The 25,261-nt window shown below is 62.7% G+C and carries 23 protein-coding genes and 1 tRNA gene; 10 read left to right on the top strand and 14 right to left on the bottom strand.

Going from position 1 to position 25,261, the window contains the following annotated elements; genetic code table 11:
* Positions 1 to 28: 28 nt before the first annotated feature.
* The gene (locus tag KJP30_RS11345) at positions 29 to 412 is read right to left on the bottom strand and encodes a VOC family protein (RefSeq protein ID WP_218449332.1); all 384 of its coding nucleotides are present in this window, start codon (positions 410 to 412) and stop codon (positions 29 to 31) included.
* 240 nt (positions 413 to 652) lie between these two features.
* Between KJP30_RS11345 and KJP30_RS11340 the strand changes: the two genes are divergently transcribed.
* Complete coding sequence (locus tag KJP30_RS11340) at positions 653 to 859, top strand: cold-shock protein (protein WP_218449330.1); 207 nt, start codon at positions 653 to 655, stop codon at positions 857 to 859.
* A 165-nt stretch (positions 860 to 1,024) separates the two neighbouring features.
* On the opposite strand, the gene KJP30_RS11335 is transcribed toward KJP30_RS11340, so the two are convergent.
* Positions 1,025 to 1,816 (bottom strand): endonuclease NucS domain-containing protein, encoded by a 792-nt coding sequence (locus KJP30_RS11335; protein ID WP_218449328.1) that lies wholly within the window; start codon positions 1,814 to 1,816, stop codon positions 1,025 to 1,027.
* A 4-nt stretch (positions 1,817 to 1,820) separates the two neighbouring features.
* Entirely contained in the window at positions 1,821 to 4,022 is a 2,202-nt protein-coding gene (uvrB, locus tag KJP30_RS11330) for an excinuclease ABC subunit UvrB (protein ID WP_218449320.1), read from the bottom strand.
* 201 nt (positions 4,023 to 4,223) lie between these two features.
* On the opposite strand from uvrB, the gene KJP30_RS11325 reads away from it, so the two are divergent.
* The 4 genes from KJP30_RS11325 to KJP30_RS11310 all read left to right on the top strand — a co-directional run bounded on the left by KJP30_RS11325 (position 4,224) and on the right by KJP30_RS11310 (position 6,011).
* Positions 4,224 to 4,673, top strand: coding sequence for a hypothetical protein (locus KJP30_RS11325; protein WP_218449318.1), 450 nt, complete (start codon positions 4,224 to 4,226; stop codon positions 4,671 to 4,673).
* A 413-nt stretch (positions 4,674 to 5,086) separates the two neighbouring features.
* A complete protein-coding gene (locus KJP30_RS11320) occupies positions 5,087 to 5,398 on the top strand; it encodes an ETC complex I subunit (RefSeq protein WP_218449316.1) in 312 nt (103 codons plus the stop codon).
* Entirely contained in the window at positions 5,386 to 5,892 is a 507-nt protein-coding gene (locus KJP30_RS11315; RefSeq protein ID WP_218449314.1) for a GNAT family N-acetyltransferase, read from the top strand. The genes KJP30_RS11320 and KJP30_RS11315 overlap by 13 nt, the downstream gene beginning before the upstream one ends.
* A gap of 42 nt (positions 5,893 to 5,934) precedes the next feature.
* Positions 5,935 to 6,011 (top strand) — tRNA-Arg (locus tag KJP30_RS11310).
* Between the two features lie 56 nt (positions 6,012 to 6,067).
* On the opposite strand, the gene KJP30_RS11305 is transcribed toward KJP30_RS11310, so the two are convergent.
* The 11 genes from KJP30_RS11305 to KJP30_RS11255 form a co-directional block, all read right to left on the bottom strand.
* Positions 6,068 to 7,516: a M81 family metallopeptidase gene (locus KJP30_RS11305; RefSeq protein ID WP_218449312.1), complete on the bottom strand. Its 1,449-nt coding sequence runs from the start codon at positions 7,514 to 7,516 to the stop codon at positions 6,068 to 6,070.
* Positions 7,517 to 7,522: 6 nt separating this feature from the next.
* Positions 7,523 to 8,380: an alpha/beta fold hydrolase gene (locus KJP30_RS11300; RefSeq protein WP_218449310.1), complete on the bottom strand. Its 858-nt coding sequence runs from the start codon at positions 8,378 to 8,380 to the stop codon at positions 7,523 to 7,525.
* Between the two features lie 10 nt (positions 8,381 to 8,390).
* On the bottom strand, positions 8,391 to 10,406 hold the full coding sequence (locus tag KJP30_RS11295) for a CocE/NonD family hydrolase (RefSeq protein WP_218449307.1): 2,016 nt from the start codon (positions 10,404 to 10,406) through the stop codon (positions 8,391 to 8,393).
* On the bottom strand, positions 10,406 to 12,418 hold the full coding sequence (locus KJP30_RS11290) for a CocE/NonD family hydrolase (RefSeq protein WP_218449299.1): 2,013 nt from the start codon (positions 12,416 to 12,418) through the stop codon (positions 10,406 to 10,408). Before KJP30_RS11290 ends, KJP30_RS11295 begins: the two co-directional genes overlap by 1 nt.
* A complete protein-coding gene (locus KJP30_RS11285; RefSeq protein WP_218449292.1) occupies positions 12,415 to 13,395 on the bottom strand; it encodes an ABC transporter ATP-binding protein in 981 nt (326 codons plus the stop codon). The genes KJP30_RS11290 and KJP30_RS11285 overlap by 4 nt, the downstream gene beginning before the upstream one ends.
* Positions 13,392 to 14,372, bottom strand: coding sequence for an ABC transporter ATP-binding protein (locus KJP30_RS11280; protein ID WP_246594469.1), 981 nt, complete (start codon positions 14,370 to 14,372; stop codon positions 13,392 to 13,394). The genes KJP30_RS11285 and KJP30_RS11280 overlap by 4 nt, the downstream gene beginning before the upstream one ends.
* 5 nt (positions 14,373 to 14,377) lie before the next feature.
* Positions 14,378 to 15,253, bottom strand: coding sequence for an ABC transporter permease (locus KJP30_RS11275; RefSeq protein WP_218449289.1), 876 nt, complete (start codon positions 15,251 to 15,253; stop codon positions 14,378 to 14,380).
* On the bottom strand, positions 15,234 to 16,178 hold the full coding sequence (locus KJP30_RS11270) for an ABC transporter permease (RefSeq protein WP_218449287.1): 945 nt from the start codon (positions 16,176 to 16,178) through the stop codon (positions 15,234 to 15,236). Before KJP30_RS11270 ends, KJP30_RS11275 begins: the two co-directional genes overlap by 20 nt.
* Positions 16,179 to 16,236: 58 nt before the next feature.
* Positions 16,237 to 17,796, bottom strand: coding sequence for an ABC transporter substrate-binding protein (locus tag KJP30_RS11265; protein WP_218449284.1), 1,560 nt, complete (start codon positions 17,794 to 17,796; stop codon positions 16,237 to 16,239).
* Between the two features lie 74 nt (positions 17,797 to 17,870).
* A complete protein-coding gene (locus tag KJP30_RS11260) occupies positions 17,871 to 18,575 on the bottom strand; it encodes a helix-turn-helix domain-containing protein (protein ID WP_218449282.1) in 705 nt (234 codons plus the stop codon).
* A 125-nt stretch (positions 18,576 to 18,700) separates the two neighbouring features.
* Positions 18,701 to 19,348 (bottom strand): helix-turn-helix domain-containing protein, encoded by a 648-nt coding sequence (locus tag KJP30_RS11255; protein ID WP_218449280.1) that lies wholly within the window; start codon positions 19,346 to 19,348, stop codon positions 18,701 to 18,703.
* Between the two features lie 133 nt (positions 19,349 to 19,481).
* On the opposite strand from KJP30_RS11255, the gene KJP30_RS11250 reads away from it, so the two are divergent.
* The 5 genes from KJP30_RS11250 to KJP30_RS11230 all read left to right on the top strand — a co-directional run bounded on the left by KJP30_RS11250 (position 19,482) and on the right by KJP30_RS11230 (position 25,155).
* Positions 19,482 to 21,476, top strand: a complete 1,995-nt coding sequence (locus KJP30_RS11250) for a CocE/NonD family hydrolase (RefSeq protein ID WP_218449278.1) — start codon at positions 19,482 to 19,484, stop codon at positions 21,474 to 21,476.
* Between the two features lie 207 nt (positions 21,477 to 21,683).
* The gene (locus KJP30_RS11245; RefSeq protein WP_218449274.1) at positions 21,684 to 22,334 is read left to right on the top strand and encodes a Crp/Fnr family transcriptional regulator; all 651 of its coding nucleotides are present in this window, start codon (positions 21,684 to 21,686) and stop codon (positions 22,332 to 22,334) included.
* Between the two features lie 180 nt (positions 22,335 to 22,514).
* Complete coding sequence (locus KJP30_RS11240; RefSeq protein WP_218449273.1) at positions 22,515 to 23,522, top strand: ABC transporter substrate-binding protein; 1,008 nt, start codon at positions 22,515 to 22,517, stop codon at positions 23,520 to 23,522.
* A gap of 68 nt (positions 23,523 to 23,590) precedes the next feature.
* Positions 23,591 to 24,397, top strand: a complete 807-nt coding sequence (locus KJP30_RS11235; protein ID WP_343222763.1) for an ABC transporter ATP-binding protein — start codon at positions 23,591 to 23,593, stop codon at positions 24,395 to 24,397.
* On the top strand, positions 24,394 to 25,155 hold the full coding sequence (locus KJP30_RS11230) for an ABC transporter permease (protein WP_218449272.1): 762 nt from the start codon (positions 24,394 to 24,396) through the stop codon (positions 25,153 to 25,155). Before KJP30_RS11235 ends, KJP30_RS11230 begins: the two co-directional genes overlap by 4 nt.
* The last annotated feature ends 106 nt before the right edge of the window (positions 25,156 to 25,261 follow it).

Raw genomic sequence — 25,261 nt, 5'->3', positions numbered from 1 at the left:
TGCGCCCCTTTCTTTTGGCACGGCGGGTTCAATCCTGCCGTTCGGCCTTGTCGAAATCCACATGAATGTGATTGCCGTCAGGATCGTGAAAATTGACCTGAACGATGGGGAACCCTGGCACCTCATCGACGCTGTAGGGCAATTGCGCGGCTTCCAGTTTCGCAAGGAACTCTGTCATTCCGGCGGCGCGAAAGGCAAAATGCTCCAGCGTGGCTTTGGGGACGGCGGGCGGCTGGTCTTTGACCTCGACCAGATGCACATAGGCCTGCTCGCCGAGGTAAAGCCAGGCGCCACCGAATCCGAAAGGCGGGCGGGGACCGGGATGCAGGCCGAGGATCTCGCCATACCAGGCGATCATCTTGTCCAGTTGTCCGGTGCGGACATTGACGTGGTCGAAGGCGGTGAGAGGCATGCGGTTCTCCGGTTTGATGGCGCAAACATGTCATGATGGTGACGTGCGGGGAAGAGGCGGGGTTCTGCCTGCCGCAACATCTAAGCCTTGCCAGATCGGTCAAAACCTGCGAGGTCGGCGTGGCTGAGACCTTCTCTTCGATACCTGTTTTCCGTTACCGGCGCGCAGTCACTCGATCAAGACGCGCCTTCGCCGGGCCGCTGCATGTTGCGAGCGGCAGATACACAAGGAAACAGACAGATGGCCAATGGCACTGTGAAATGGTTCAACACCACCAAAGGCTTCGGCTTCATTCAGCCTGAATCGGGCGGCAAGGACGTGTTCGTGCACATCTCTGCGGTCGAGCGTTCGGGCCTGACCGGCCTCGCCGACAACCAGAAAGTGACCTACGACCTCGAATCCGGCCGTGACGGCCGCGAGAGCGCAGTGAACTTGGAACTGGTCTGAAGCCAATCGGCTTTGGAATGATGTGACGCGGTCCCTTGGGGGCCGCGTTTTTTGTTTGTGGGGGTGGTGGGCAAAGCATGCCCCAAAGCTGGTGCCCGACGGGCCTTCGGCCTTTGATCCAGGCTAGGGAAGGTTGATTGATAGATGGCCTTCCTATTGTGTTTTCTATTTTATTCTCCGGACGTTGAAATTGATCTCATATTCAACCAAGTCGACATTCTCTATCATCGAACAAGCGAGTCTGAGGTCGTCCGATATCTTGTTGGCCACAATGATTCCGCGAACCTCTTTTTCGGGGCGGAAGTTTTCCTTGATCCATCCCATATAGCGCGCCAATTGGCCCGCAACGCGGTCATATGTGTTGCCGACTTTGAGTTCTATCACTACGAGTCTGTCCTCGGCATCTACACCAAGAATGTCTATTCGACGACCGCCTACAACAAACTCTACGCCGACAAGTCCATCATCGTCTTCTTCGCGGTAGAGGCGCAATCCTGTTTCGAGTCGTTCAAGATCTTTTACGAGAAAATTCTGTAAGTCTCGTTCATAGGCGAATTGCGATGCTGCATCGAGGGTTTGATCGTCAAGTTGTTCAACAATTGTTTCTTCATCCTGTGGACGAAGAGATCTTTCTTCCTGTTCTTCCCGATCCTGTTGGGTGTCGTATATTGGCTCGGGGTCAGTAGTTGGATCTGCCAACCTGAAGCGGTTGGGGCCAATTTTGAAAAATAGGTCATGACCTGACCCCGCGTAGACAGATTTATGATGCTTCCTGATGCGGCCATTATTCGTGGACATAACCTCGACATGCATCTCTACCGTGCCTGGTTTTATTTTTGGATAGTTTTCTTTGAACCATTCCACGGCATCAATTTTTGAGAATTGCTCTCCTTTTTTTAGGCAACCTGCGGCCCACTCGCGCATCAGTTCTTTTGTAGGGCGATCGTAAACTGGCATTCCCTTACCCCTTCTTCCGCCTTTTCACATTACCGCCACGCTGGCCCGGTTTCCCCGCTGTCGACCGGCCCTTGGCTTTGACGGCGTCGGCTGATGCCTTCTCGACCGCCTGTTGACGGGCCAGAGGGTCGTCCGAGACCGCCAGATCGACCGCCTCCAACCTCTTGATCTCGTCCCGTAGGCGGGCGGCCTCTTCGAACTCGAGGTTCTCGGCGGCCTTGCGCATGTCGGTGCGCAACCCGTCCAGAACGGCTTGCAGGTTGGCGCCCTGACGGGCCGGGTCGATGGTGGCGGTCACGCGGTTCATGTCCACGTCGCCCTGATAGAGGCCCGCAAGGATGTCATCGACGTTCTTCTTGACCGTCGCGGGCGTGATGCCGTGTTCCTCGTTATAGGCGATCTGCTTTTCGCGGCGGCGGTTGGTCTCGGCCAGGGCGCGTTCCATCGAGCCGGTGATGCGGTCGGCATACATGATGACGCGGCCATCGGCGTTCCGCGCGGCGCGCCCGATGGTCTGGATCAGCGAGGTTTCCGACCGCAGGAAACCTTCTTTGTCCGCGTCCAGAATGGCGACCAGCCCGCATTCGGGAATATCCAGACCCTCGCGCAGCAGGTTGATCCCCACCAGCACGTCGAAGGCGCCAAGGCGCAGGTCGCGGAGGATTTCGATCCGCTCTATCGTGTCGATGTCGGAGTGCATGTAGCGGACCTTGATCCCCTGTTCATGCATGTATTCGGTCAGATCCTCGGCCATGCGTTTGGTCAGCGTTGTGGCCAGCGTCCGGTAGCCCGCCGCCGTGACCTTGCGCACTTCGTCCAGCAGATCGTCGACCTGCATCTCGACCGGGCGGATCTCGACCTCGGGGTCCAAAAGGCCGGTGGGGCGGATGACCTGTTCGGTAAAGACGCCGCCCGATTGTTCCAGCTCCCATGCGGCGGGGGTGGCCGAGACAAAAACCGACTGCGGTCGCATGGCGTCCCATTCCTCGAATTTGAGGGGGCGGTTGTCCATGCAGGAGGGCAGGCGAAAACCATGTTCGGCCAGCGTGAACTTGCGGCGATAGTCCCCCCGGTACATGCCGCCGATCTGCGGCACGCTGACGTGGCTTTCGTCGGCAAAGACGATGGCATTGTCGGGGATGAATTCGAACAGCGTGGGCGGCGGTTCGCCCGGCGCGCGGCCGGTCAGATAACGCGAATAGTTCTCGATCCCGTTGCAGACGCCGGTCGCCTCCAGCATTTCGAGGTCAAAATTGGTGCGCTGTTCCAGCCGCTGCGCCTCCAGCAGCTTGCCTTCGCCAACCAGTTGGTCGAGCCGCTGGCGCAGTTCCTTTTTGATGCCGATCACGGCCTGCTGCATGGTCGGGCGCGGGGTCACGTAGTGGCTGTTGGCGTAGATGCGGATGCGGTCGAAACTGTCGGTCTTTTGACCGGTGAGCGGGTCGAACTCGGTGATCGACTCCAGTTCCTCGCCAAAAAAGGACAGCTTCCAGGCACGATCCTCGAGGTGGGCGGGCCAGACTTCGAGCGAATCGCCGCGCACCCGGAACGAGCCGCGCTGAAAGGCCTGATCGTTTCGGCGATACTGCTGCGCCACCAGATCGGCCATGACCTTGCGCATTTCGTATTCGCGGCCCGAATGCAGATCCTGCGTCATGGCACCATAGGTTTCGACCGAACCGATACCGTAGATGCAGGACACCGAGGCGACGATGATCACGTCGTCGCGTTCCAAAAGCGCCCGGGTGGCCGAGTGGCGCATCCGGTCGATCTGTTCGTTGATCTGGCTTTCCTTCTCGATATAGGTGTCCGAGCGCGGCACGTAGGCCTCGGGTTGGTAGTAGTCATAGTAGCTGACGAAATACTCGACGGCGTTGTCGGGGAAAAAGCCCTTGAACTCGCCATATAGCTGCGCGGCCAGGGTCTTGTTCGGGGCAAGGATGATCGCCGGGCGCTGGGTTTCCTCGATTACCTTGGCCATGGTGAAGGTCTTGCCGGTGCCGGTCGCGCCCAGCAGCACCTGATCACGTTCGCCATTGTTCACGCCCGAGGACAGCTCGGCGATGGCGGTGGGCTGGTCGCCGGCGGCCGAGAATTCCGTATGCATGACAAACTGCTTGCCGCCTTCGAGCTTTTCGCGCTCGCGGACATCGGGCGCCGGTGCGTGCAGCAAGGCGGGCATCTGTTCGGGGGAATTGTTGTGCATGGGGAGGCTCCGTTCCGTGTGGAATATGTCGCGCAAGGTGGTGGGCGACAAGGGGAGGTCCGAAATCCAGCGGGCGGAGTGGCGTTTACCTTTCCTGATGTTATCGACATCAAACAGCTTTCAACCTATGCGGTAGTTTTCTATAGTTGGGGCAAGCCTCGACGCATCGCAACCTGGTCGGGGCCGGAAAGGACAGGGGCGATGGGCAGGGTGCCGGATTGCAAGACCGAGGCAACGGCGCGGATCGACGGGGCTGCGGGCAGCGTGGACCTGATGGTCTGGAGATTGGGAAATGGCCGTCGCCTGTTGCGCGGGCGTCCGCATGGCTACCTGACACGTGACGAATTGGCCGAGGCAATGCATTGCGTTGTTGAAGATCCCCGCTTTGGTGCGGATTTGCCAACCTTGTGGGATTTCAGAGGCCATGATTTTGCGGCCTATGGTTCGTCTGAATTCCGGACCCACGCCTTTATCATCCCCCGGTTCCCGGGCCGCAAAGGTATCAGGCGCGGGTATCTCGTGGACAGCGACATGGGCTTTGGCACGCTCCGAATGTTTCAGGGAACCGCCAGCGGCTATAATTTCGAAGATCAGGAGAATCTGGCCGTATCGTACAGCCTCGAAGAGCTGGTAGACTGGCTTCTGGGGTGATCTTGCGGGCAAGATAGTTGACGAAACAACCGAAAAGAATCGGGAAGCCGCGCCAATAAGACCAATGTCGCGCAGTGGCGAAATTTTCTGTTGGGCGCGGGTTTGTAATTGGTTTCAGGTGGTTGCCCGGAGTTTCGAAGGCTTCTTACCGCCCGGGCCGAATTCGTCAATCTAGGTTAACATTGCGTCAACTTAGGCTGAAATGTACCTTTTTGGATAGCAAGCAGTGCCCTGAACCCGCGTTCTGGTCCGCACACACCCACCCCTCGCTCCCCGCGGCCCGATGCGGGTCTTGGCCTGCTTGCCTCCTTCGTCATCCCTGCACCGAAAAAATGTGACAAAGGGCGCGCTTGCGCTGCTTGTGTCGTCGCGGCATATCGCGCAGAAAGAGGCTTAGTGACAGGAGGTGCGCCATGCGGGCACGCATTTATCAGCCAGCCAAGACTGCCATGTCCTCGGGGCAGGCCAAGACCAAGGTTTGGGTGCTGGAGTTTGCACCGGCTTCGGCGCGGTCGGTTGACCCTCTGATGGGCTGGACCTCGTCGCAGGATACCCAGACGCAGGTGCGCCTGCGGTTCGACAGCAAAGAGGCTGCGCTTGCCTATGCCCGAGACAATGGGATCGAGGCGCAGGTCTTTGAGCCGAAAAAGCGCAAGCCCAACATCCGCCCGCGCGGCTACGCCGAGAATTTCGCCGTGGACCGGCGGTCGGCGTGGACGCACTGACGCCCCAACTGGTCGAGGCCACAGGCGCTGAACCGGGTGTTGAAACGCTGCTGGCGGCACATCACGCGGCCATGCGCGCGCAAAGCCCGGAAGAAAGCTGTCATGTGATGACCGGGGCCGCGCTGCGGGCAGACGGCGCGCGGGTTTTTTCCCTCAGTGACGAAGCCGGGACCGTTCTGGCGGTTGGTGCCTTCAAGGCGGTTCCTGCTGGCGATGAACCCACTGCCTTGGCGGGTTGTGGTCCGGTGGTCGAGTTGAAAAGCATGCATGTGGCGGCAGCAGGGCGCGGGCGCGGCCTGGGCCACGCTCTGTTGTCGCAGATGTTGACAGAGGCGCGTCTGGCCGGCGCAGGCGGTGCCTGTCTGGAAACCGGGTCGGACGCCGGGTTTGCGGCCGCGCGGGCGCTCTACCTGTCGCAGGGCTTTTCCGAATGCCCACCTTTCGGCAGCTATCGCCCGGACCCTCTCAGCGTTTTCATGTACCGCGCGCTGTAGCCCTTGCCCTGCGGCGGGAAAGCCTGCAAAACCGGGTTCAGCGGTCCCTTAGCTCAACTGGATAGAGCAGCTGACTTCTAATCAGCAGGTTGAGGGTTCGAGTCCTTCAGGGATCGCCATTTCTTGCCAAGACCAAGCGTTTCGCAGACCCCCTTCGGCGGCGGTCTGCAAGGTGTCAGGGCTTGCGATTGCCCAGCGCGGCACTTTCGCAGGGAAAGAGACCCGGAGCAGCGACGCAGATCACCTCGGAGGCGATGGGTTCGAAATCGGCCCGGAAATGCGCGGTGCTTTTGACCACGACGATGCGGGCGGTGGCGGGGCTCAGCCCGAAATGCGTGAACTGCGCCAGGTCAAGGCATTGGTTGCGGATGCTTGTCACCACCACCGTCACCTCAGCCGGGGTATCAAGGATGCGCAGCGCGCAGGCGGGGCCAAGCGTGGCGACACCGCCGCCGTACATCTCTCCGGTATAGCGCACGTTGCCGTCGCTGAGCGTTTCGACACGGAACCGGCCGGCAAAGGGCCTGTCGCCGGGGACGCCCGATTTTCCGCCCAGCGCGCCAGAGATTTCCGCGCCCAGACCGGCCTCATGCGCGCGGAGCGCCATCTCGGGGTCGTGCATCAGGCCCAGCAGCGCGCCCTGCGCCCCAGCCTCGACCAGCGCGTGCAGAACGCCGGTCGTGTCCGATGAGGCACCCGCGCCGGGGTTGTCCTGCACATCGGCAAGGACAACGGGTTTGTCGCCTGTCGCGCTCATGGCGCGGGCCACCGCAGCAGCGGGGCGGGCCAGTGTTGCGTCGAACGCCATTTCGGCGGCGATCAGGCGGCTTAGGGTGTCGTCGGCAAGCGCATCTGCCTTGGCCTGCGTGGGGGCGTGGGCGATGACTGAGGGGCCGGTGTGCGGCGTGTCCCCGGCAGTAAAGCCAAAGGCCAGTTCGACATGTGCGTCCGCCGTGTCGGTCAGTCCGGCGTAAAGGCTGCGCGCCGGGTCGCTGCCTGTGTTCTGAGCATGGAGCGGCACGAGAAATGGCGCGGGGCGAAAGGCCTTGGCGGGGCGCGTCCCCTGCAACAGCGGTAACAGTCGGTCCCACGAACGCGCGCCGGTCAACGCCATGTCGAGGTGCGGATAGGTCCGATAGATGCAGACCTCATCGGCCAGCGCCACGAAGGGGGGCGAGACATTGGCGTGCATGTCGAGGCTGACAACGATGGGCAGGTTCGGGCCGGTAACGGCCCGGACGCGTTCCAGCAGGGCGGCTTCGCCGTCGTCATGACTGTCGGTGATCATCGCGCCATGCAGGTCGAGGTAGAGACCATCCAGCGGCCCGGCTTGGCCCAGCGCGGTGACAATGCGGCCCGCGATGGTGTCAAAGGCCTCGTCGGTGACAAGGCCCGAAGGTTCTGCCGCGCACCACAGGATCGGGAACAGGTCCGCCCCTGCCGCCTGAGCGGCAGCGGCAAACCCCGCGATGGGCAGGTTCATGCCCTGCGTGCCGGGGATCACATCCGGCCCGGTCAGAAGGCCGGGCCAGCTGTCGGCCATCTCGAACTCGGTCAGCCCGGCACGACCGATGCCAAAGCTGTTGGTTTCATGTTGAAACCCGGCAATCGCAATCCTTGGCATGAGGTGTCAGGCAGGGGCCAGCACGTCGTCGAGGATTTCGCGCAGCTTGGCGGCGACGACCTCGGGCTTGTGCCTGACCAGCGAGACGTGGCCAAGGCCCGGGATCTCATGGAAGGTGCCGTTGGGCGCGAGGTCCGAGACCACCTTGCACATGGAGGGCGCAGTCTGCACGTCCTCGGAGAAAGAGATGACGTGGAACGGCACCGGGCAGGTCTTGAGCTGTTCGCGGCAGTCGAAATCGAGGCAGGCCTGCCATTGGTCGATGGTGTCCTGCGGATCGCGGTCGCGGAACCGTTCGGTATAGCTTTCCTTGACCTGCGCCCAAAGTTCGGGGTCGTGCAGCGCCTTGGCCGGAAAGGCATAGGCCGCGTAATGCGGGGCAAGGAAATAATCGGGAAGTTTGATCCCTTGGCGGCGCAGGTCGATCTCGGCCTGCATCCAGTCGCGGGTGAAGCCGTCGATATAGGCGGCGGTGCCCATGGGGATCGCCAGTTGCACCTTGTCGGGGAAATCGATCGCCGTGGCCTGCGTGACCAACCCGCCCAGCGACAGGCCCGTGACAACGGCCTTGCCATCGCAGAAGGCGTCGATCACCGCGGCGCAGTCCCGGGCGTAATCCGCCATGGTCCAGGGCGGCGGCGGGGCCTTGGTGTCACCGGCGCCGCGCGGATCGAAAGAGATACAGCGGTAACGGTCGGTCAGGCGCGCGAACTGCTGCGAATAGGCGTCGGCCACCTGGTCGCCGCCGGGGACGAAAACCACGCTTGGGCCGGTGCCTTCGATCACGACGCGCATGGTCACGCCGTCCTTGGTGGTCAGTTGGTGAAATTCGGCCTTGTCGCCGAAGCCGGGAAATACGGCCATGTCAGTCTCCTCAGACGTGATCTCGGGGGATGTCTTCGTTCCAGTCGCGGGCCAATACCGTGCCATTGGCATCGCGGGCCTCCAGCCGTGCGGTGACACGCCAGACGTCGCGCAGCGCCTCGACCGTGACCGAGGCGTCAAGCTCGGCCAGCCAGTCGTCGCGGCGATAGTGTTTCGTCCAGCGACAGGTCGCCCGGGCGGAATTGGGATCGTCGGGATGCATTTCGAACCGATCCTCGTTTTCGTAATGCACGGTGATGCCGGTGTGCTTGTGCAGGCTTTCACCGGTATCGCCGTAGCGCGTGTAGGTTTCGAGCCCGGTGGGATAGTCCAGCGTCAGGGTGCGATGGCCGGACCCCGGCCGCAGCACCTCTGCCTCCAGCGGGGCCGCCCCCTCGGGCGGATCAAAGGGGGCCAGCGCCGGCCCGTCCTGTGCGGGATCATGGCTGGGCAGGACAAGCCGTGCCTTGGTCAGGGTCAGGCGCGCCTTTTGCGGCGAGGGGAAGATCAGCGGCCAGTAGGCCTGTGACAAGGCAAGGCGCAGGCGATAGCCCGCCGGAATCCGCTGACCGATAACGTTCAGTTGCAGCACCGCCTCCACGGCCTGTCCGGGTGGCAGCGGCTCAGGGGTGGCGTGTCCATTGCGATGGGTCAGGTTCAGCGTGCCAAAGCTGACCAGCGTGGCGCGCCCGTCCGGGGCCACCAGCGACAACACGGCGGCAAGGTTGGCCTGTGGCACATCGCTGGCCGCCTTCACATGCAGCATGGGAAAGCCGAAGATTTCCAGATCCTGATCCAGTGGCGCGGTTTCAAAGAATGCCATGCGCCCCGCTTCGCGGTTCTGATCCAGAGGGCCGTCGGGATCGGCACCATACATGCACCACGTCTGTGCCGCGTGGCCCGCGTTTTCCGGGCAGTCGATCTGGACGGCTGCGTCGGAAGCTGTTTCCGACAATTCGTCCGGCGTCACATGCAGCACGGTTTCCCGCGTTGCGGCAGATGGCCATCCGGCTGCCGAAATCCAGCGTCCCGGCCGTTCCGTGGACTCGGGGCTGGGGGCGGTTGGTTCCTGCACCCATGCCCGGATCATGGGTTCCTCCATGATGCCGGTGTCGATGCCTTTCAGGTGCTGATCCCACCAGCGCAGGCATTCCTGCAAAAAGCCGATACGCGGTTCGGGCGTGGCGAAATGCGGGTATTTGTGCGCCCATGGACCGACCAACGCCTTTCGCGGGCAGGACAGGTTCTGCATCATGCGAAAGATCGGGTTGGTGTAACCGTCCGCGTACCCGCCCACCGCGTAGACGGGCACCTGCACGGCGGCATAGTCCTCGCAGATGGAACCATGGCGGTAAAGGTCATCGCGGCGCTGGTGGCGCACCCAGTCAAGGAACCACAGCCCGTTGTTTTCCAGCCGTTGCACCCACATGTCCCGCCAACGGTCGCCGACGATTTCAGGGTCGGGGGGCGTGTTGGCAATGGCAAAGGCGGTGGCGCCCCAAGCCAGCTTGTCCGTCAACATGGCGCCACCCATGAAATGGATGTCGTCGGCATAGCGATCATCGGTCGAGCAGAGCGAAATCACCGCGCCCAGTGCCTTGGGCTGGCGCGCGGCGACCTGTAGACCGTTGAAACCGCCCCAGCTGATGCCGATCATGCCCACCTTGCCGGAACACCAGGGCTGGGCGGCCAGCCAGTCGATCACCGCCAGCGCATCATCCTGTTCCTGCAACAGGTATTCACCAAGGCAGACACCTTCGCTGTCACCGCTGCCGCGCATGTCCACGCGCACGCCGGCATATCCGTGACCTGCGAAATAAGGGTGCGTGAGGTGATCGCGCTCCACCGTGCCGTCGCGCTTGCGGTAAGGCAGGTATTCAAGGATCGCCGGAACGGGATTGTCCTCGGCATCTTCGGGTAGCCAGATCCGCGCCGCCAGCCGTGTACCGTCGGGCATGGGGATCCATGTGTTTTCGATTTCGCGCACCTTGCGGGGGAAATCGGTCTTGACCGCGATTGCCTGCATCACATGCCGTTCCTTGGAATTGCGAAGGTTTTTTCTCGTTCAAAGATCAACTCGTCCCCGGACCAGCATTTCACCCGTGACAGCAGGTGGAACTCGGTTTCGGTGGCGGTCTGTTCGGCGTAGGCTTCGATCCGTGCCACCCAATCGTCGCGGGTAAAGCTGGCCTTTTGCTGCATCGAAACGCGGGCCGACAGCGGGTCATCCGCGTGGATGACATAGCGCCGGTCCGAAATATCGCTGAGCACGGTGCCGATCTCGTCCAGCCGCATGTCGCCCACGGGGCCAAAGACCCCGCCATCAAGGAAGAACCGATGCGTCACCTCTCCGGTGGTCAGATCGGTGTGGATCGACCGTTCCATCGCGCCTTCGCGGACGCGGGTAATCGCGCGTTTGCCGCTGCGCTTGGCCGGTTCGTGCAGGTCGCGCGGGGCAGGGGCGTCGGGCGGGTCGTGGCGGACCGGCAGATGCAGGGCAGATGTCCCCGGCGTCACCGTCAGCGTGACCGGCTGCGGGGCGGGCCAGAGGATCGGCCAATAGGCCGAGGCGATCTGCACCACGATCCGGTGGCCGGGCAGCACACGGCAGCCGGTGCCATACAGTGGCACGGTCACCGCCATCTCTTTGCCCGGTGTGACCGGGGTCGGATCCATGTCGCCGTTGCGGTGAGTGAGGTTGCAAAACCCGCGCGCCAGCAGCGTCTGCGCGCCGTCCGGGGCCTCGTCCACCAAGAGCGCGGCAACAAAGCCCTGCGGCCTGTCGGCGGACAGCTTCAACGAAAGGCTGGGCTGGCCGAGGATGTCCAGCGGGGCCTCCAGCGGTGCGCCTTTGAACTGCAACGCGCCACCCGCGTCGGTGCGGCAGTCGATCGCCATGTCGCCGGGAATGGCAAAGGAACACATGTCGCCGCCCGCGCCGCCAAAGGTCTGCGGAGAGCAAACCGACAGCGCCTCACCCGCAGCGGGGGCCGCGTCCAGCGTGCCATCATTCAGCCACATCGTCTGATCGGACACATTGGGAGAAGGCCAGCTGGCCTCTTCGATCCAGCGGCCATCGCGTGCCTTGTGCATGCCGGCAGGGGCCACGCTTTCCTGAAGGAAGAACCGCAGCGGCGGTTCGTCCATCAATCCGGTATCCTTGCCCTTCAGCCAATGATCCCAAAATCGGATCGCCTCGCCCACGAAATCGGCGCGCGGGGCGGGGATGCCCTCATGCGGGTAAAGATGTGCCCAAGGGCCCATCATCACTTTGACCGGGCCTTTGAGGTTCTCGGCGATGCGGAACGGCGTATCGCGGAACAGGTCTGCCCAGCCGCCGAAGAAATAGACCGGGACCTGCACATCATCGTAGTTTTCGCAGATCGAGCCGCGCCGCCACATCTCGTCATGGGTCTGATGTTCCAGCCACATGGCGGGCCAGAACTGCGCCCCGTTCAATCGGTCGCGCCACATGTCCAGCCAGCGGTCTGCGCCCACGATCTGGGGGTCGGGCGGCATGGCATTATAGAGCTGCATGATCGTGCCCCACCAGAAATTGTCGTTGGCAAGGCAGCCGCCGTAGAAATGAATGTCTTCGCGCCAGCGGTCGTCGGTTCCCATGACCGGGATGATCGCCTTGAGCGCGGGCGGACGGGTCGAGGCAACCTGGAAGGCATTGTAAGCGCCCCAGCTTTTGCCAAACATGCCGACATTGCCATCACACCAGTCCTGTTCGGCAATCCATTGCACGACGTTGTGGCCGTCCTGCATTTCCTGATGGGAATATTCATCCTCGGCCAGCCCGTCGCTGTCGCCATAGCCGCGAATATCCACCCGGATCGAGGCATAACCGGCCTCGGCAAAAAGCGGGTGCATGGATTCATCGCGCATCCGGGTCCGGTCGCGGCGGCGATAGGGGATGTATTCAAGGATGCAGGGCACCGGGGTGTCGCGGGCACCGTCGGGCAGCCAGAGGCGGGCGGCCAGCCGCGCCCCGTCAGGCATGGTGATCCAGACGGTTTCGATGACTTCGGTCAAGAGGGGACCTCGTGAACTGGGGGTTGTGCGCCGGGCGCAAGGGGGAAGTGGCAGGCCACGTCGCCGGCGGGCGGCGGGACCGTGGCGCATTTGGATTGCGCCCAGGGACAGCGGGTGTGAAATTCGCACCCCGACGGGCGCGACAACAACGAAGGCACCTCGGCGCGCAGCGAGATCCGGTCGTGGATCTTGTCCGGGTCCGGTTCGGGATTGGCCGAAAGCAACGCCGCCGTATAGGGGTGCCGTGGGGCGGCGAACATTGCCTCGGTCTCGCCTGTTTCGACAAAACGGCCAAGGTACATGACGGCGGTGCGGTCGGCCACGTGATGAACCACGTGCAGGTTGTGGGTGATGATGACCATGGCCAGACCCAGCCTTTCGCGCAGGTCATTGAGCAGGTTCAGCACCTCGCCCTGCACCGACACGTCAAGTCCCGCCGTGGGTTCATCCGCAATCACCAGCGCCGGGTCCAGCGCAATGGCGCGTGCCACGCCGACCCGCCGGGCCTGACCGCCCGACAACTGGTGCGGATAGCGCGAGGCGAAATCTGTTGGCAGTCCCACCAAGGACAGCAAGCGCTGGGTTTCCTCGCGCAGGTCCCGCCCATCGCTGCCGTGGATGCGGAATGGCTCCGTCACCAGATCGCCGACCGTCATCCGGGGCGACAGCGACCCGACCGGGTCCTGAAACATCATCGACATGCGCTTGCGGATGGGTTTCATCTGCCCCTTGCCCAACCCGTCGATGCGCCGCCCTTCGAAGGTGATCGCGCCTTGCGAAATCTCTTGCAAGCCATTGATGGCGCGGGCCAGCGTCGTCTTGCCAGAGCCGCTTTCGCCCACAAGGGCAAAGGTTTCGCCGCGCTTGACCTCAAAGCTGACACCGGCCACGCCAAGGATGGCGCTGCGGTTTGTCAGACGTCCGACGGGAAAGGAAACCTGCACGTCCTCGACGCTCAGGATTGGATCGTCGCTCATGCCTCGGCCCCTTCTGTTGCGGTTTGGCCTGCAAGGTTGCAGCGGGCGAAATGATCGGCCCGGACACGGCGTTCGACCTGCGGGCTGTCGCAACCGCCGTGACGTTCAAGGCAACGGGCCGCAAAGACACAGCCATCGGGCCGCGCGCGCAGATCGGGGATTTCACCGGGGATGGTCGGCAGGACGCGGGTGCGTTCCGTCTGACGCGCCGGGTCGCATTCCAGCAGGCGACGCGTGTAGGGATGGCTGGGGTTTTGAAACACCTCGCGCACGGTGCCGCGTTCCACCACTTCGCCCGCGTACATCACCACCACGTCGTCGCAAAGCTCGGCGATGACGCCAAGATGGTGCGAGATGAACATGACCGAACAACCGATCTTTTCCTGAAGATCCTTCAGCAGTTCGATGGTCGTGACTTCGAGCGTGGCATCCAGCGCGGTGGTCGGTTCGTCCGCGATCAATAGCGCCGGTTCCATCATCAGCGCCATGGCGATGGCGATGCGCTGTTTCATCCCGCCCGAGAACTGGTGCGGATAGCGCGACAGGGCGCTTTCTGCATCGGGAATGCGGACCAGTTTCAGCATCTCGATGGCGCGGGCGGCTTTTTCGGCCTTGGATTGCTTGGACCGGTACTGGATGTTGATCATCTGTTTGCCGACCGACAGAACCGGGTTCAATGCGCCCATCGGGTCCTGAAAGACGGTCGAGATACGCGGGCCGCGCAACTCGCGCATGTCGCGCGGGGACAGTTGGGCAAGGTTATGGCTGCCGTCGAACAGGATCTCGCCGCTGCGGATTTCGCCATTGTCGGCCAGCAGCCCGAGGATCGCGTTGATAAGCGTGGACTTGCCGCACCCGGATTCGCCGACGATGCCGACGATCCGTTTTTCGGGTACGTCAAACCCCACGTCCTTGAGCGCGTGCAGCGGCCCGTCTTCGGTCGAGAACCAGACGTTCAGGCCGGATATACTGAGCATGTTCATCAGCGTCCTTTCAGCCGGGGGTCAAAGACGTCCCGCAGCGTTTCGCCGAGAAAGGTAAAGCCCAGCGTGGTGATGATGATGGGCAACCCGCCCGCGATGGCGATCCACGGAGTTTCGCGGATCTGGCTGAAGCCGTCGTTCAGGATTGACCCCCAGCTGGGCGTCGGCGGGCGCACGCCAAGGCCCAGAAAGCTCATCCCAGCCTCGATGGCGATCACCACGGGAATGTCCATCGACGCAAGGATCACCAGCGGACCGATGACATTGGGCATGATGTGCACGCCAAGGATGCGGGTGCTGGAGGCGCCCATGCTCTTGGCCGCGGTCACGAACTCGGATGATTTGATGGCGATGGTCTGGGTACGGATGATCCTCGCGTATCCCGGCACGTTGACGAGGATCACCACCACGATCACCGCCGTCAGAGATGGACCGACAATGGTCACCAGCGCCAATGCCAACATCACGGTGGGAAAGCTTTTCATCGCGTCGAAAAGCAGGATCATCAGGTTGTCCAGCCAGCGCGGACCATAGCCCGCGATCAGCCCAAGAACGATGCCGATGCCCAGCGAGATGGCGGTTGAAAACAATGCGACGTAAAGCGCGATCCGGCCACCGTGCAGCACCCGGGCAAAGAGGTCGCGGCCCAGCTGGTCGGTGCCCAGAAGATGCGCGCCGGACGGTCCCTGAAACCGGTCGCGGGGATTGATGCGGGTAGGGTCCCACTGGGTCAGCAGGTCGGCAAAAACCGCGCCAAGGATCACCAGCACGACAAGGGTCAGGCCAAACACGCCAAGCGGTTCACGCAGCAGGCGGCGGATCGAGCGCCAAAGCTCGGAGGCCGGGGCGGGGGGGTTAGAGGCTGCTTCTGACACGGGGGTCCAAGGCTCCGACGATGAGATCTGCGATCAGGTTGAGAAGGACGAACAGAACGGTCGTCACAAGGACAGCGCCCGTCACCACCGGGAAGTTGCGGGTCAGGATGGCGTCGTAGACCAGCTTGCCGACACCGGGGCGGGCAAAGACGATCTCGGCAAAGACGGCAGAGGACAGCATCTGGCCGATGCCCACACCCAGAAGGGTGATTGTGGGCAGGATCGCGATGGTCAGCGCATAGCGGTAGGTGATCATGTTGTCCGGCAGGCCAAAGGCGCGGGCGGTGCGGATGTGGCTGGCCTCCAGCACCTCGAGCATCGAGGCGCGCACCATGCGGGCGATGTAGCCGACCCAGCCAAGCCCCACCGCGAGCGAGGGCAGGGCAAGGTGTACCAGCTGGTCGCCCAGATCCCCCGGCTCTCCGGCGCCAATGGCGGGCAGCCAACGCAGGGTGACGGCAAAGATCAGCAGCGCGTAGATGGCGATCACGAAGGAAGGCACGGCGATGACCGCCACCGAGAGGATGCCGACGAACCGGTCGGCAAGGCTGCCCCGGTTGATCGCGGCCCAGCAACCCAGCGGGATCCCCAGCGCCACGGACCAGCTGATACCGCCGGCGATCAGCGCCAGCGTGTAGGGGAGTTGTTCCAGCACCACGTCCAGCACCGGACGGCCGGACAGGACCTCTTCGCCCAGATCGCCGGTCCATGCGCCAGAGAAGAAGTGCCAGAACTGGACCCAGATCGGTTGATCGAGGCCCATCTTGACCCGAAGCGCCTCTTTCATCGCCTCCGTGGCCCGGGGCCCAAGCGCGACCGAGGCCGGGTCACCGGGGACGAGGTAGATCATGCAGAACAGCAGGAACATGGCCAGTGACACGATAGCCACCGCCAGCCCCAACCGTTTGAGGGCGTAATTCAACATCGGGATGTCCTTCGGGAAGGGGGCGGCGGGCCCGTTTCGGGCCCGCCTGCAAGGTCCGTCAGGCCGGTTTGAAATCCGACAGCAGGGACTCGCCGTTGGGTTTGAGGCCGGGCGTGATGGTGTCCTTGTGGATCGCGCCGACAACCTCGTGCGTGAGGAAGACGTAGCATCCGCTTTCGTCCATCAGCGACTGCATCTTCTTGTAGATCTCGTCGCGCTTGGTTGGATCACTTTCGACCAGACCCTGATCGTGCAGTTCCTTGTACTCGGCGTTGTCGAACCGCTCCCAGTTCCAGACGCCGACCTGTTCCGGCGTAAACCAGACCGTCGCCCAAGAGGGATCGGGCTGCATCGAAAAGCGGCTGAGAACCAGTTGCAGGTCCATGAAATAGTCGCCGTCTTTGGAACCCAGAGACCAGAAGGTGCCGCTGTCGTTCTGCTTGATTTCGCAGTTGATGCCCACGTCGGCCAGGTTGGCCTGGATCACCTGCGCGGCGGTCAGGCGTTCGGACTGGTTGAGGATGTCCAGCGTCACGTTCAGGTTTGTGACACCGGCCTCGGCCAGCAGGGCGCGGGCCTTGTCGGGGTCATAGTCGTAGGTCACGGCATCGCGGCTGCCCGGCAGGCCGGGGGCGATGATGCCATTGGCGACACCGGCGGCGCCGAAATAGGCGGCGTCGACGACGATCTCGCGGTCGATTGCGTGCTGGATCGCGCGGCGGATGCGCACATCCTTCAGCGTTTCGTTGTCCTTGTTCATGCCCAGCCAGACATAGGCAAGCGAGGGCTTTTCCAGCACGACGCTGCTGGCGGGCGGGTTTTCCTTGAGGCGGGGCAGGGAGGAAACGCTGGTCCAGGTGTAATCCAGATCGCCCGCTTCGAAACCGCGCTCGGCGGTGGCGGGGTCCTCGATCGGGATGATGTGGATTTCCTCAAAGCCGCCCGGTTCGTGTTTCCAGTCGGGGTTGCGCTTGAGCACGGTGCGCTGCTTGGGCACCCATTCGGTCAGCAGGTACTGGCCGGACTGGGCCACCGGCTCGGTGCCGATCTTGCCGCCCAATTCCTCGACCGCCTTGCGCGACACGACGCAAGAGGCAGGCGTTGGCAGTGTGGTGGTCCACAGCGGGACGAATTTGTTCTTGAGGTGGATGAGACCGGACAGGCGGTCCTTGACCTCGACCTCTTTCAGCGCGGCCCAGTCACCCGCATAGGGGCTTTCGTTCGCGGGATCGGCAATCCGTTCGATCGAGAACTTGACGTCATCGGCGGTCATGTCGCCATAGCCGTCGGTAAAGCCGATGTTGTCCTTCAGTGTAAAGGCGATGGTCAGATCGTCCAGCTGTTCGATCTTGTCGACGGCCACCGCTTTCCAGTCCCAGACGTCACCGGACACCGGTTCGATCAGTGGGGGATAGATGGCGCGGATGATGTCATCCTCGGGCAGCGAGAGGCGGAAGGCCGGGTCCAGCAATTGCAGGTCCGAGTAGGAGCGGATTGTCAGCACCTTGCCATCTTGGCTGATCGCCATGCGCGGCATCGCCAGTGTCGCGGCGCCAAAGGCCCCGGCGCTGGCAAGAAGGGAACGGCGGGTCAGGCCGTGGGTCTTGTTCTGTGTCATGGTCGTCTCCCTGTTGTCTTGGTCTGTCTTTTTTGCCCGGCCCGCGCCCGAGGCGCGGACAGGACCGTTGCCAGTCACGTGCCGGAGCGCTTTTTCTTCGCGGTATTGTCTGTCTCCGGGGCGTCTTCGGAATCGAGGGCCGCGTATTTCGGGATGATCACGGGCGAGTTCACCCAGATCAGCCGGGCGGGTTTGTCGCTTTTGTTGCGGGTGCTGTGCAGGATGTGGCCCGGAAAGCTAAAGCTGTCGCCCGCGCGGACGGTGATAACCTCGTCCTCCAGCGTCAGGGTCAGCTCTCCTTCCAGAACCAGCGCGTGTTGTTCGCCGTCGCGGGCATAGAGTTCATCCGCCACCGCCTCGCTGTGGGGCGGATAGTCCGAGATCCCCATGTGGAATTCCCCGCCAAGGGAAGAGGACAGAAGCGCGTCGGAATAACCCGCGGTATCGACCGTTTCACCATAAAGCAGGTTCAGGTTGCGGCGGTTTTCCTGCCGGACGACATAGGTTCGTTCCATTGGCCCGTGACCGGGGCGGGGGGTAAAGAACCAGTCTTCGGGCACGCCAAGCGCGTCGGCGATGCGGCGGATCTTGCCCAGTGTCGGGTTCACGGCACCGCGTTCGATGGCGGAAAGATGGCTGACAGAGACACCGCTGTTCCGGGCAAGGTCATTCAGCGTCATTTGCCGCGCCTTGCGCAACTGCCGCACCTCAGCCCCGAAGGTGGCAAGGCTTTCGTCCGGTGTCACCCGTGCCGAGTCTGTCTTGCGCGCCCGTGTCACGAATCGCCTCCTGGAAGATTTCGTTACGTAACTGTAACGACGATTCGACGGTTGAGAAGAAATTTTTGCGAAAATTCCTGTATTACGAATTTGATGCCATATTTTCCGGCAAGTTCTATCGGGGGCTATCCGTCTTCGCGGGCGCTGACGTTTTTTGGGATCACCACCGGGGAAACCACCCAGACAAGGCGACAGGGTTTGTCACTTTGGTTGCGGGCGTGGTGGGGGATGCGGGCGTCAAAGCTATAGCTGTCGCCTTCCCGCAGGGTGATGACCTCATCGCCGATCCGCATTTCCAGCTCGCCTTCCAGAACCAGCCCGTGTGTTTCGCCCTCGTGCAGTTGCACCCGGTCCACCGGCGTTTCCGACCGGGGCTGATAGACGGCCAGACCCATGTAGAACTGCCCCCCGATCGAGCTGGACAAGAGGCTGTCCGCATAGCCCAGTGCTCCGGCATCCTCCCCGTATAGCGTGTTGAGATCGCGCCGGTTCTGGCTGCGGACGACGCAGTTGCGTTCATAGGGACCGGCACCGCTGCGTCGGACGAAAAACCAGTCCGGGGTGACGTCCAGCTCGCGGGACAGCGCGTCCAGCACGTCCAGCGACGGTTTCGAAGCGCCACGTTCGATGGCTGAAAGGTGGCTGAGCGATATGCCGGCGCGGTGGCTGAGGTCTTTCAGCGTCATCTCGCGGGCCTTGCGCAACTCTCGCAGCTCCGAACCCAGCGAAGACAGGCTGTCGACCATGGGGATGACATCGGACGGGGCGGTCATGGGGCGATCCTTGGCTCTGTGTGACGAAACTCTACCTGGATTATTCCGCGTGACTAGAATTTTGTTGCTAAATTATGTTCTCGCGGTGAATCATTGCAAGATTCTACTGCCCCCAGCACAGAGGAAGACCCCGATGACCATGCGGCCAGAGCCCGGACAACATCGAGTCACGGTGACAGAGCATCTGTGGATTCCTATGCCGGACGGTGTGCGGTTGGCGGCGCGCCTCTGGTTGCCGGAGGGGGCTGCCGATGACCCGGTTCCGGCAATCGTGGAATACATCCCCTATCGCAAGACGGACATGGTTCGTGCCCGGGACGAACGGAACCACCCCTATTTCGCGGCCAACGGCTATGCCTGCCTTCGGATCGACATGCGCGGCTCCGGTGACAGCGAAGGCCGGATGGACGACATGTATTCCGCGCATGAACTGTCAGACATCCGCCACGCCATCGACTGGATCGCCGCCCGACCTTGGTGCAACGGGCGGTTGGGCATGTTCGGGACCTCATGGGGGGGGACAGCCTCGCTTCAGGCAAATATCGACGCGCCCGAGGCGTTGAAGGCCATCATCGCCGTCTGTGCCACCCATGACCGCTACGAGGACGACATTCACCACAAGGGCGGCTGCCTGCTGACGGATACCTTTGAATGGGGTGCGACGCTGCCAGCGATCCTTGGGGCACCGCCGACGACGAGCGTCGGGGACACTTGGAAAACCATGTGGCAAGAGCGGGTGGAGGCGCTGAGTTTCCCGGTCGAGGCATGGGTGCGCGAAGAGGCGCGCGGTGAGTACTGGCGGCACGGGTCGGTGATCCATCAGGCGGATCGCCTTCGTCGCCCGGTGTTGGCCGTTGGGGGCTGGTCCGACCGCTATTCCAATTCGGTCATGTCGCTGGTCGCGGCGCGCCCCGATCTTGTACGTGGCGTGGTCGGTCCTTGGGGGCACCACTATCCCGATCACGGCCATCCCGGTCCGGCCATGGGGTTCCAGCAGCTTGCACTTCAATGGTGGGACCTTTGGTTGAAAGGTGAGGGCCGCAAGGAGTATTGGCCGTCAATGCGGGCTTGGCTGCGCGAATACGATCCGCCCGCGGACGTGTTGGACGAACGCAATGGCCGCTGGATCGAAACCGGCGCCCCGCAGGATCATACCGCGCCGCGGGTCTGGCATCTGGCCGCTGGCGGGCTGTCGGACGACGCGGCAGAGGGGGACTGGACGGTGCCATCGGACCTGCGGATCGGGCAGGCGCTGGGCGATACGGGCTATTTCGGGCGTTTCGGCGGGCTGCCACTGGATCAGCGGGACGACGATGCGCTGTCGCTGTGTTTCGACAGTCAGGTCTTGGCAGAGGATCTTATCCTCTACGGCGCGGGCGAGGTTCAGTTACAGGTCGATGCGCCCGAGGGGACCCGGCAATTGGCGCTGCGGCTGAACGACGTCGCGCCGGATGGGACTTCGGTCAAGGTGGGGCTTTGCCTGCGAAACCTTGCCTTGGACGAGGCGCTGGACGTGCCCGCCCAATCCCTGCCAGCCAAGGGGCGGGCGATCACGGTACCTTTCCATACCAAGGCCTATCGTTTCCGAAAGGGGCACAAGATCCGGCTGGCTCTGTCCGCCTCTTGCTGGCCGATGATCTGGCCGTCGGCAGAGGCAGGGGGCCTGACCGTCACGGCGGGGCAGTTGGTGTTGCCACTGTTTCAGGGTGAACCACGGCCGCTGACGCAAGACCTGCCGCCCGCGCTGGACCTGCCAGAGGTCAAGAACTTTGCCGTCAAGAGCGCCCCGCAGATCCAGAGGTTCCAATCGGTCGAGGACGGCCAATTGCTGTCCGGTTGGGATCAGCCCTATTCTGAGGTGCACTATACGGAAACGGGCACGGATTTCGGGTACGAGACCCACGCCCTTCATCGGGTTGACGAGGGTGTCCCCGCCTCGGCCCAAAGCCGTTTCGAGCATCGCGCCTGCTATCGCCGCCCCGACGGACTGGCGGAGATGCACAGCGTGCTGACCGCGCGATGTGACGCTGAATCCTATGTGATCGACGGTCGCCTGACGGCAGATTGGAAAGGCGAACGACTGGCCGACCGGCACTGGCATGTCACCTTGCCCCGGCGCCACAGTTGACCGTGTGAACGTCTGCGGCGTTTCGGCGCTCTGGCTCTCCATAAGGTTGATCACAGATGCATGATTGCCTAGCGTTCCATCGGGGAGTGCGCAAAGAGGCGGGCCATGCGCGCGAAGCAAAATACCTTATCTCTCGGGGAGTTGCCCGGTTGTGAAACCTGTCCTGCCCGACTTGTCGGCGTCTGTGCCGGAGTCGATCGGAACGGGTTGAACGAGCTGGAAGCCGTCAAGATCTATCGCCGTTATGCACCGGGTGAACGTATCCTTCTGGCCGGTCGCAAGCCGGGTGAAGTGGCCACTGTTCTTACCGGCATGGCCACCATGAGCCGCACGCAAGAGCGTGGAACGCGCCAGATCGTCAGCTTGATCCAGCCCGGGGATCTGATCGGGCAGCATTGGCAATCGGCCAATGCCTTCGATGTCGAGGCGCTGACCCATGTCGAGACCTGCGCGATCAAGGCTGACAGTTTCGAAGCGCTGTTGGAAGGGGTGCCGGGGTTGCAGGCGCGTCTGATGACTATGGTGCTGGCCGATCTGGATGCCGCGCGTTCGTGGTTGGGTGTTTTGGGGCGCAAAACCGCACGGCAGAAGCTGGCGGGCCTGATGGTTGTGCTGGCGATGCGGCAGAACACGGCACCGCTGAACTCGGGCGGGTGTCGGCTGGACATGATCCTTAGCCGCGAACAGCTTGCCGATCTTCTGTCCATGACCTTCGAAACCGTTTCGCGGCAGATCACCGGATTGGTTCGTGACGGGCTGTTGGTGCCCCGTTCGCGCCGCGTGTTCGATGTGCCGGACCTACAGGCGCTTATGCTGGCTTCGGGCGATGACGCGGATGGGGGGCCTTATCAGGCCTGACTGCCCCTAGTCCCATTCAAGAATGCGGATTTGAGAGTTGCCTAATCAACGGGCAGGTTGCACTCTGCCTGTCAATAAAGAGGCAACTGCCAGCGCTGGCACGGTGGGGCCGCCTTGTCCGGTTTTCCCGCCGCCCGCGTTGCAGCAGTGTCCCGTCCGATAACTAACAGGGAGTGACCAATGCTGAAGAAGAGTTTTGCGGCCTTCGCCGCAAGTGTCGTGCTTGCGGGCACGGCTATTGCGGAAACCGCCGTACCCTTTGCGCTGGACTGGAAATTCGAGGGTCCGGCCGCGCCCTATTTCGTCGCCATCGACGATGGCTATTTCGCGGAACAGGACCTGTCGGTGGAAATCTCTGCCGGGCAGGGGTCGCTGGACGCGATCCCAAAGGTGGCGACCGGCGCGTTCCCGGTGGGCTTTGCCGACATCAACTCGCTGATCAAGTTCCTTGACCAGAACCCGGGCGCGCCGGTGACGGCGGTCATGATGGTTTATGACAAGCCGCCGTTTGCCGTGGTGGGCCGCAAGTCTCTGGGCGTCGAAGCGCCGAAAGATCTGGAAGGCAAGGTGCTGGGCGCGCCGCCGCCGGATGGCGCATGGGCGCAGTTCCCGGCCTTTGCCTCGGCCAACGGTCTGGACATGTCCAAGATCACCGTCGAGCCCGTCGGCTTCCCCACCCGCGAACCGATGCTGGCCGAAGGCAACGTGGCCGCGATCACCGGCTTTTCCTTCTCGTCCTACCTGAACCTCGTGCGGCTGGGCGTGGATGAGGCCGACATCTCGACCATCCTCATGGCCGACTACGGTCTGGAACTTTACGGCAACGCGATCATCGTCAACACCGATTATGCCGCCGCGAACCCCGAGGTCATCACCGGTTTCCTGACGGCCATCGCGGCCGGGTGGAAAGACGCGATCGAAGATCCCGCCTCGGCCATCGAAAGCCTGATCCAGCGCAACCCGGCAGCCGATGCGGCGCTGGAACAGCGGCGTCTGCAACTGGCCATCGATGCCAACGTGCTGACCGACTACGCCGAAACGAACGGCATGGGCGGGATCGACCCGGCGCGTCTTGACGCGGCGCTGGTGCAACTGGCGGAAACCTACGAATTCCAGAACGCGCCCGATGCCTCGCTTTACTTCACGGACGCATACCTGCCGGATGCAGCGGCGCGAATGCTGAAGTAATCAACACAACCCGACCCGCGGCGCGTGCCCATGTCGCGCCGCGGGTCTTCTTGTGCAAGGAGCGTCGCGTGTCGCAACCGCTGATCGAGATCAAGGGCGTCCGGCACGCCTACAAGACGCAGGCCGGCCCGTTGCCGGTGCTGAACGGGCTGGAACTGAGCGTGCCCGAAGGCGGGTTTGTCGCCGTGGTCGGCCCCTCGGGGTGCGGCAAATCCACCTTGACCCGCCTGATTGCCGGCTTGATGAAACCGGACGAGGGCGAAGTGTGGCTGCACGGTGAACGGGTCAAGGGGCCACGATCGACGGTGGGCATGGCCTTTCAGAACCCGGTGCTGCTGGAATGGCGGACGATCCTGCAAAACGTCATGCTGCCGTTGGAGATCGTTTCGACCCGGATGAACAAGCGCGAACAGGAAGAGCGCGCGCGTCACCTGCTGGCGCTGGTGGGGCTGGAAGGGTTCGAGGACAAGCGCCCAAGCGAATTGTCGGGCGGAATGCGGCAGCGGGCCTCGCTCTGCCGGGCCATCGTACACAAGCCGGAGGTTCTGATCCTTGATGAGCCTTTCGGCGCACTGGATGCCTTTACGCGTGAGGACCTTTGGCAAACCATGCACAAGGTCAAGGCCGAGGAACCCTTTACCGGCGTGCTGATCACCCATGACTTGCGCGAGTCGATCTTTCTGGCCGACCAGGTCGTGGTGCTGTCCGGCCGGCCCGCGCGGACGCAATATGTGATGGACGTCCATCTGGGCGGCGACCGCGATCTTGAACATCTCTACACGCCGGAAAGCGCCGAGGCGCTGAACATCCTGCGCCACCAGATCCAGATCGCGCAGGGGCGCGCGGCTGGCGAACCCGAGGGGACGGCAGCATGAGCTTGCAAAAGATCCTTGTTCCGATTGTGGCGATGGTCGTCTTTGGCCTGCTGTGGGAACTGCTGGTCTGGGCCAACGGCTGGCCGAACTATGTCATGGCCTCACCCTCGGACCTGCCACCGGCCTATTCGAAATACTGGAACCTGTTTCTTGTGATGGGGTGGCAGACGCTTTGGCGCACGGTGGTCGGGCTGGTCGTGGCGATCATCTTTGGCGTTCTGGTCGGCATGGTCATGGGGTTCTCACGCCTGATGCGCGACGCGCTTTATCCGTTGCTGGTGGGGTTCAATGCCATTCCGAAGGCGACCGTGGTGCCTATCGTGGCGCTGCTGTTCGTCGGCGCACATGATTTCAACACCATCCTGATCGCCTTCATGATCTCGTTCTTTCCCATCGCCGTGTCGGTTTCCATCGGGCTGAGCACGCTGGAACCGGAATACCGCGACATCCTGCGGTCGCTGGGTGCCTCGCAGACGACGATTTTCTGGAAGATCGCCTTGCCCAAGACCCTGCCGGAGTTCTTTGGCGCGCTGAAAGTGTCGGTGACGCTGGCCTTTATCGGGACCAACCTGATGGAGATCGTCTCGCCGCACGGGCGCGGCCTTGGGGCATTGTTCGACAGCGGAAAGACGAATTCGGACTATCCGCTGATGTTCGCGGTTCTGATCGCCTTGGCGCTGATGGGGATCCTTTTGTACTATGTCGTGGTCGCTTTGGAAAAGATCTTTGCCGGCTGGGCGGAGCGCACGCCGGGATAAGGGACATGTCGCTGTGCGGGACTGTTTGCGGCTGCGCCGCAAAGGCGCCCGCCCACCGACCCTATTGGGCGTCGGATTTCGCTTCGAGGCTCACCAGCAAACAAGC

Origin of the sequence: Antarctobacter sediminis (assembly GCF_019218285.1) — a bacterium.
GTDB classification, from domain to species: Bacteria; Pseudomonadota; Alphaproteobacteria; order Rhodobacterales; family Rhodobacteraceae; genus Antarctobacter; species Antarctobacter sediminis.
The sequence above is the reverse complement of the archived record's forward strand: the minus strand, read 5'-3'. Positions and strand labels throughout refer to the sequence as shown.

What these genes read in the sequence shown, in the direction of transcription:
- KJP30_RS11345 (WP_218449332.1), bottom strand. Translation starts at nt 412, where the DNA reads ATGCCTCTCACCGCCTTCGACCACGTCAATGTCCGCACCGGACAACTG.
- KJP30_RS11340 (WP_218449330.1), top strand. Translation starts at nt 653, where the DNA reads ATGGCCAATGGCACTGTGAAATGGTTCAACACCACCAAAGGCTTCGGC.
- KJP30_RS11335 (WP_218449328.1), bottom strand. Translation starts at nt 1,816, where the DNA reads ATGCCAGTTTACGATCGCCCTACAAAAGAACTGATGCGCGAGTGGGCC.
- uvrB (WP_218449320.1), bottom strand. Translation starts at nt 4,022, where the DNA reads ATGCACAACAATTCCCCCGAACAGATGCCCGCCTTGCTGCACGCACCG.
- KJP30_RS11325 (WP_218449318.1), top strand. Translation starts at nt 4,224, where the DNA reads ATGGGCAGGGTGCCGGATTGCAAGACCGAGGCAACGGCGCGGATCGAC.
- KJP30_RS11320 (WP_218449316.1), top strand. Translation starts at nt 5,087, where the DNA reads ATGCGGGCACGCATTTATCAGCCAGCCAAGACTGCCATGTCCTCGGGG.
- KJP30_RS11305 (WP_218449312.1), bottom strand. Translation starts at nt 7,516, where the DNA reads ATGCCAAGGATTGCGATTGCCGGGTTTCAACATGAAACCAACAGCTTT.
- KJP30_RS11300 (WP_218449310.1), bottom strand. Translation starts at nt 8,380, where the DNA reads ATGGCCGTATTTCCCGGCTTCGGCGACAAGGCCGAATTTCACCAACTG.
- KJP30_RS11295 (WP_218449307.1), bottom strand. Translation starts at nt 10,406, where the DNA reads ATGCAGGCAATCGCGGTCAAGACCGATTTCCCCCGCAAGGTGCGCGAA.
- KJP30_RS11285 (WP_218449292.1), bottom strand. Translation starts at nt 13,395, where the DNA reads ATGAGCGACGATCCAATCCTGAGCGTCGAGGACGTGCAGGTTTCCTTT.
- KJP30_RS11280 (WP_246594469.1), bottom strand. Translation starts at nt 14,372, where the DNA reads ATGCTCAGTATATCCGGCCTGAACGTCTGGTTCTCGACCGAAGACGGG.
- KJP30_RS11270 (WP_218449287.1), bottom strand. Translation starts at nt 16,178, where the DNA reads ATGTTGAATTACGCCCTCAAACGGTTGGGGCTGGCGGTGGCTATCGTG.
- KJP30_RS11265 (WP_218449284.1), bottom strand. Translation starts at nt 17,796, where the DNA reads ATGACACAGAACAAGACCCACGGCCTGACCCGCCGTTCCCTTCTTGCC.
- KJP30_RS11255 (WP_218449280.1), bottom strand. Translation starts at nt 19,348, where the DNA reads ATGACCGCCCCGTCCGATGTCATCCCCATGGTCGACAGCCTGTCTTCG.
- KJP30_RS11250 (WP_218449278.1), top strand. Translation starts at nt 19,482, where the DNA reads ATGACCATGCGGCCAGAGCCCGGACAACATCGAGTCACGGTGACAGAG.
- KJP30_RS11240 (WP_218449273.1), top strand. Translation starts at nt 22,515, where the DNA reads ATGCTGAAGAAGAGTTTTGCGGCCTTCGCCGCAAGTGTCGTGCTTGCG.
- KJP30_RS11230 (WP_218449272.1), top strand. Translation starts at nt 24,394, where the DNA reads ATGAGCTTGCAAAAGATCCTTGTTCCGATTGTGGCGATGGTCGTCTTT.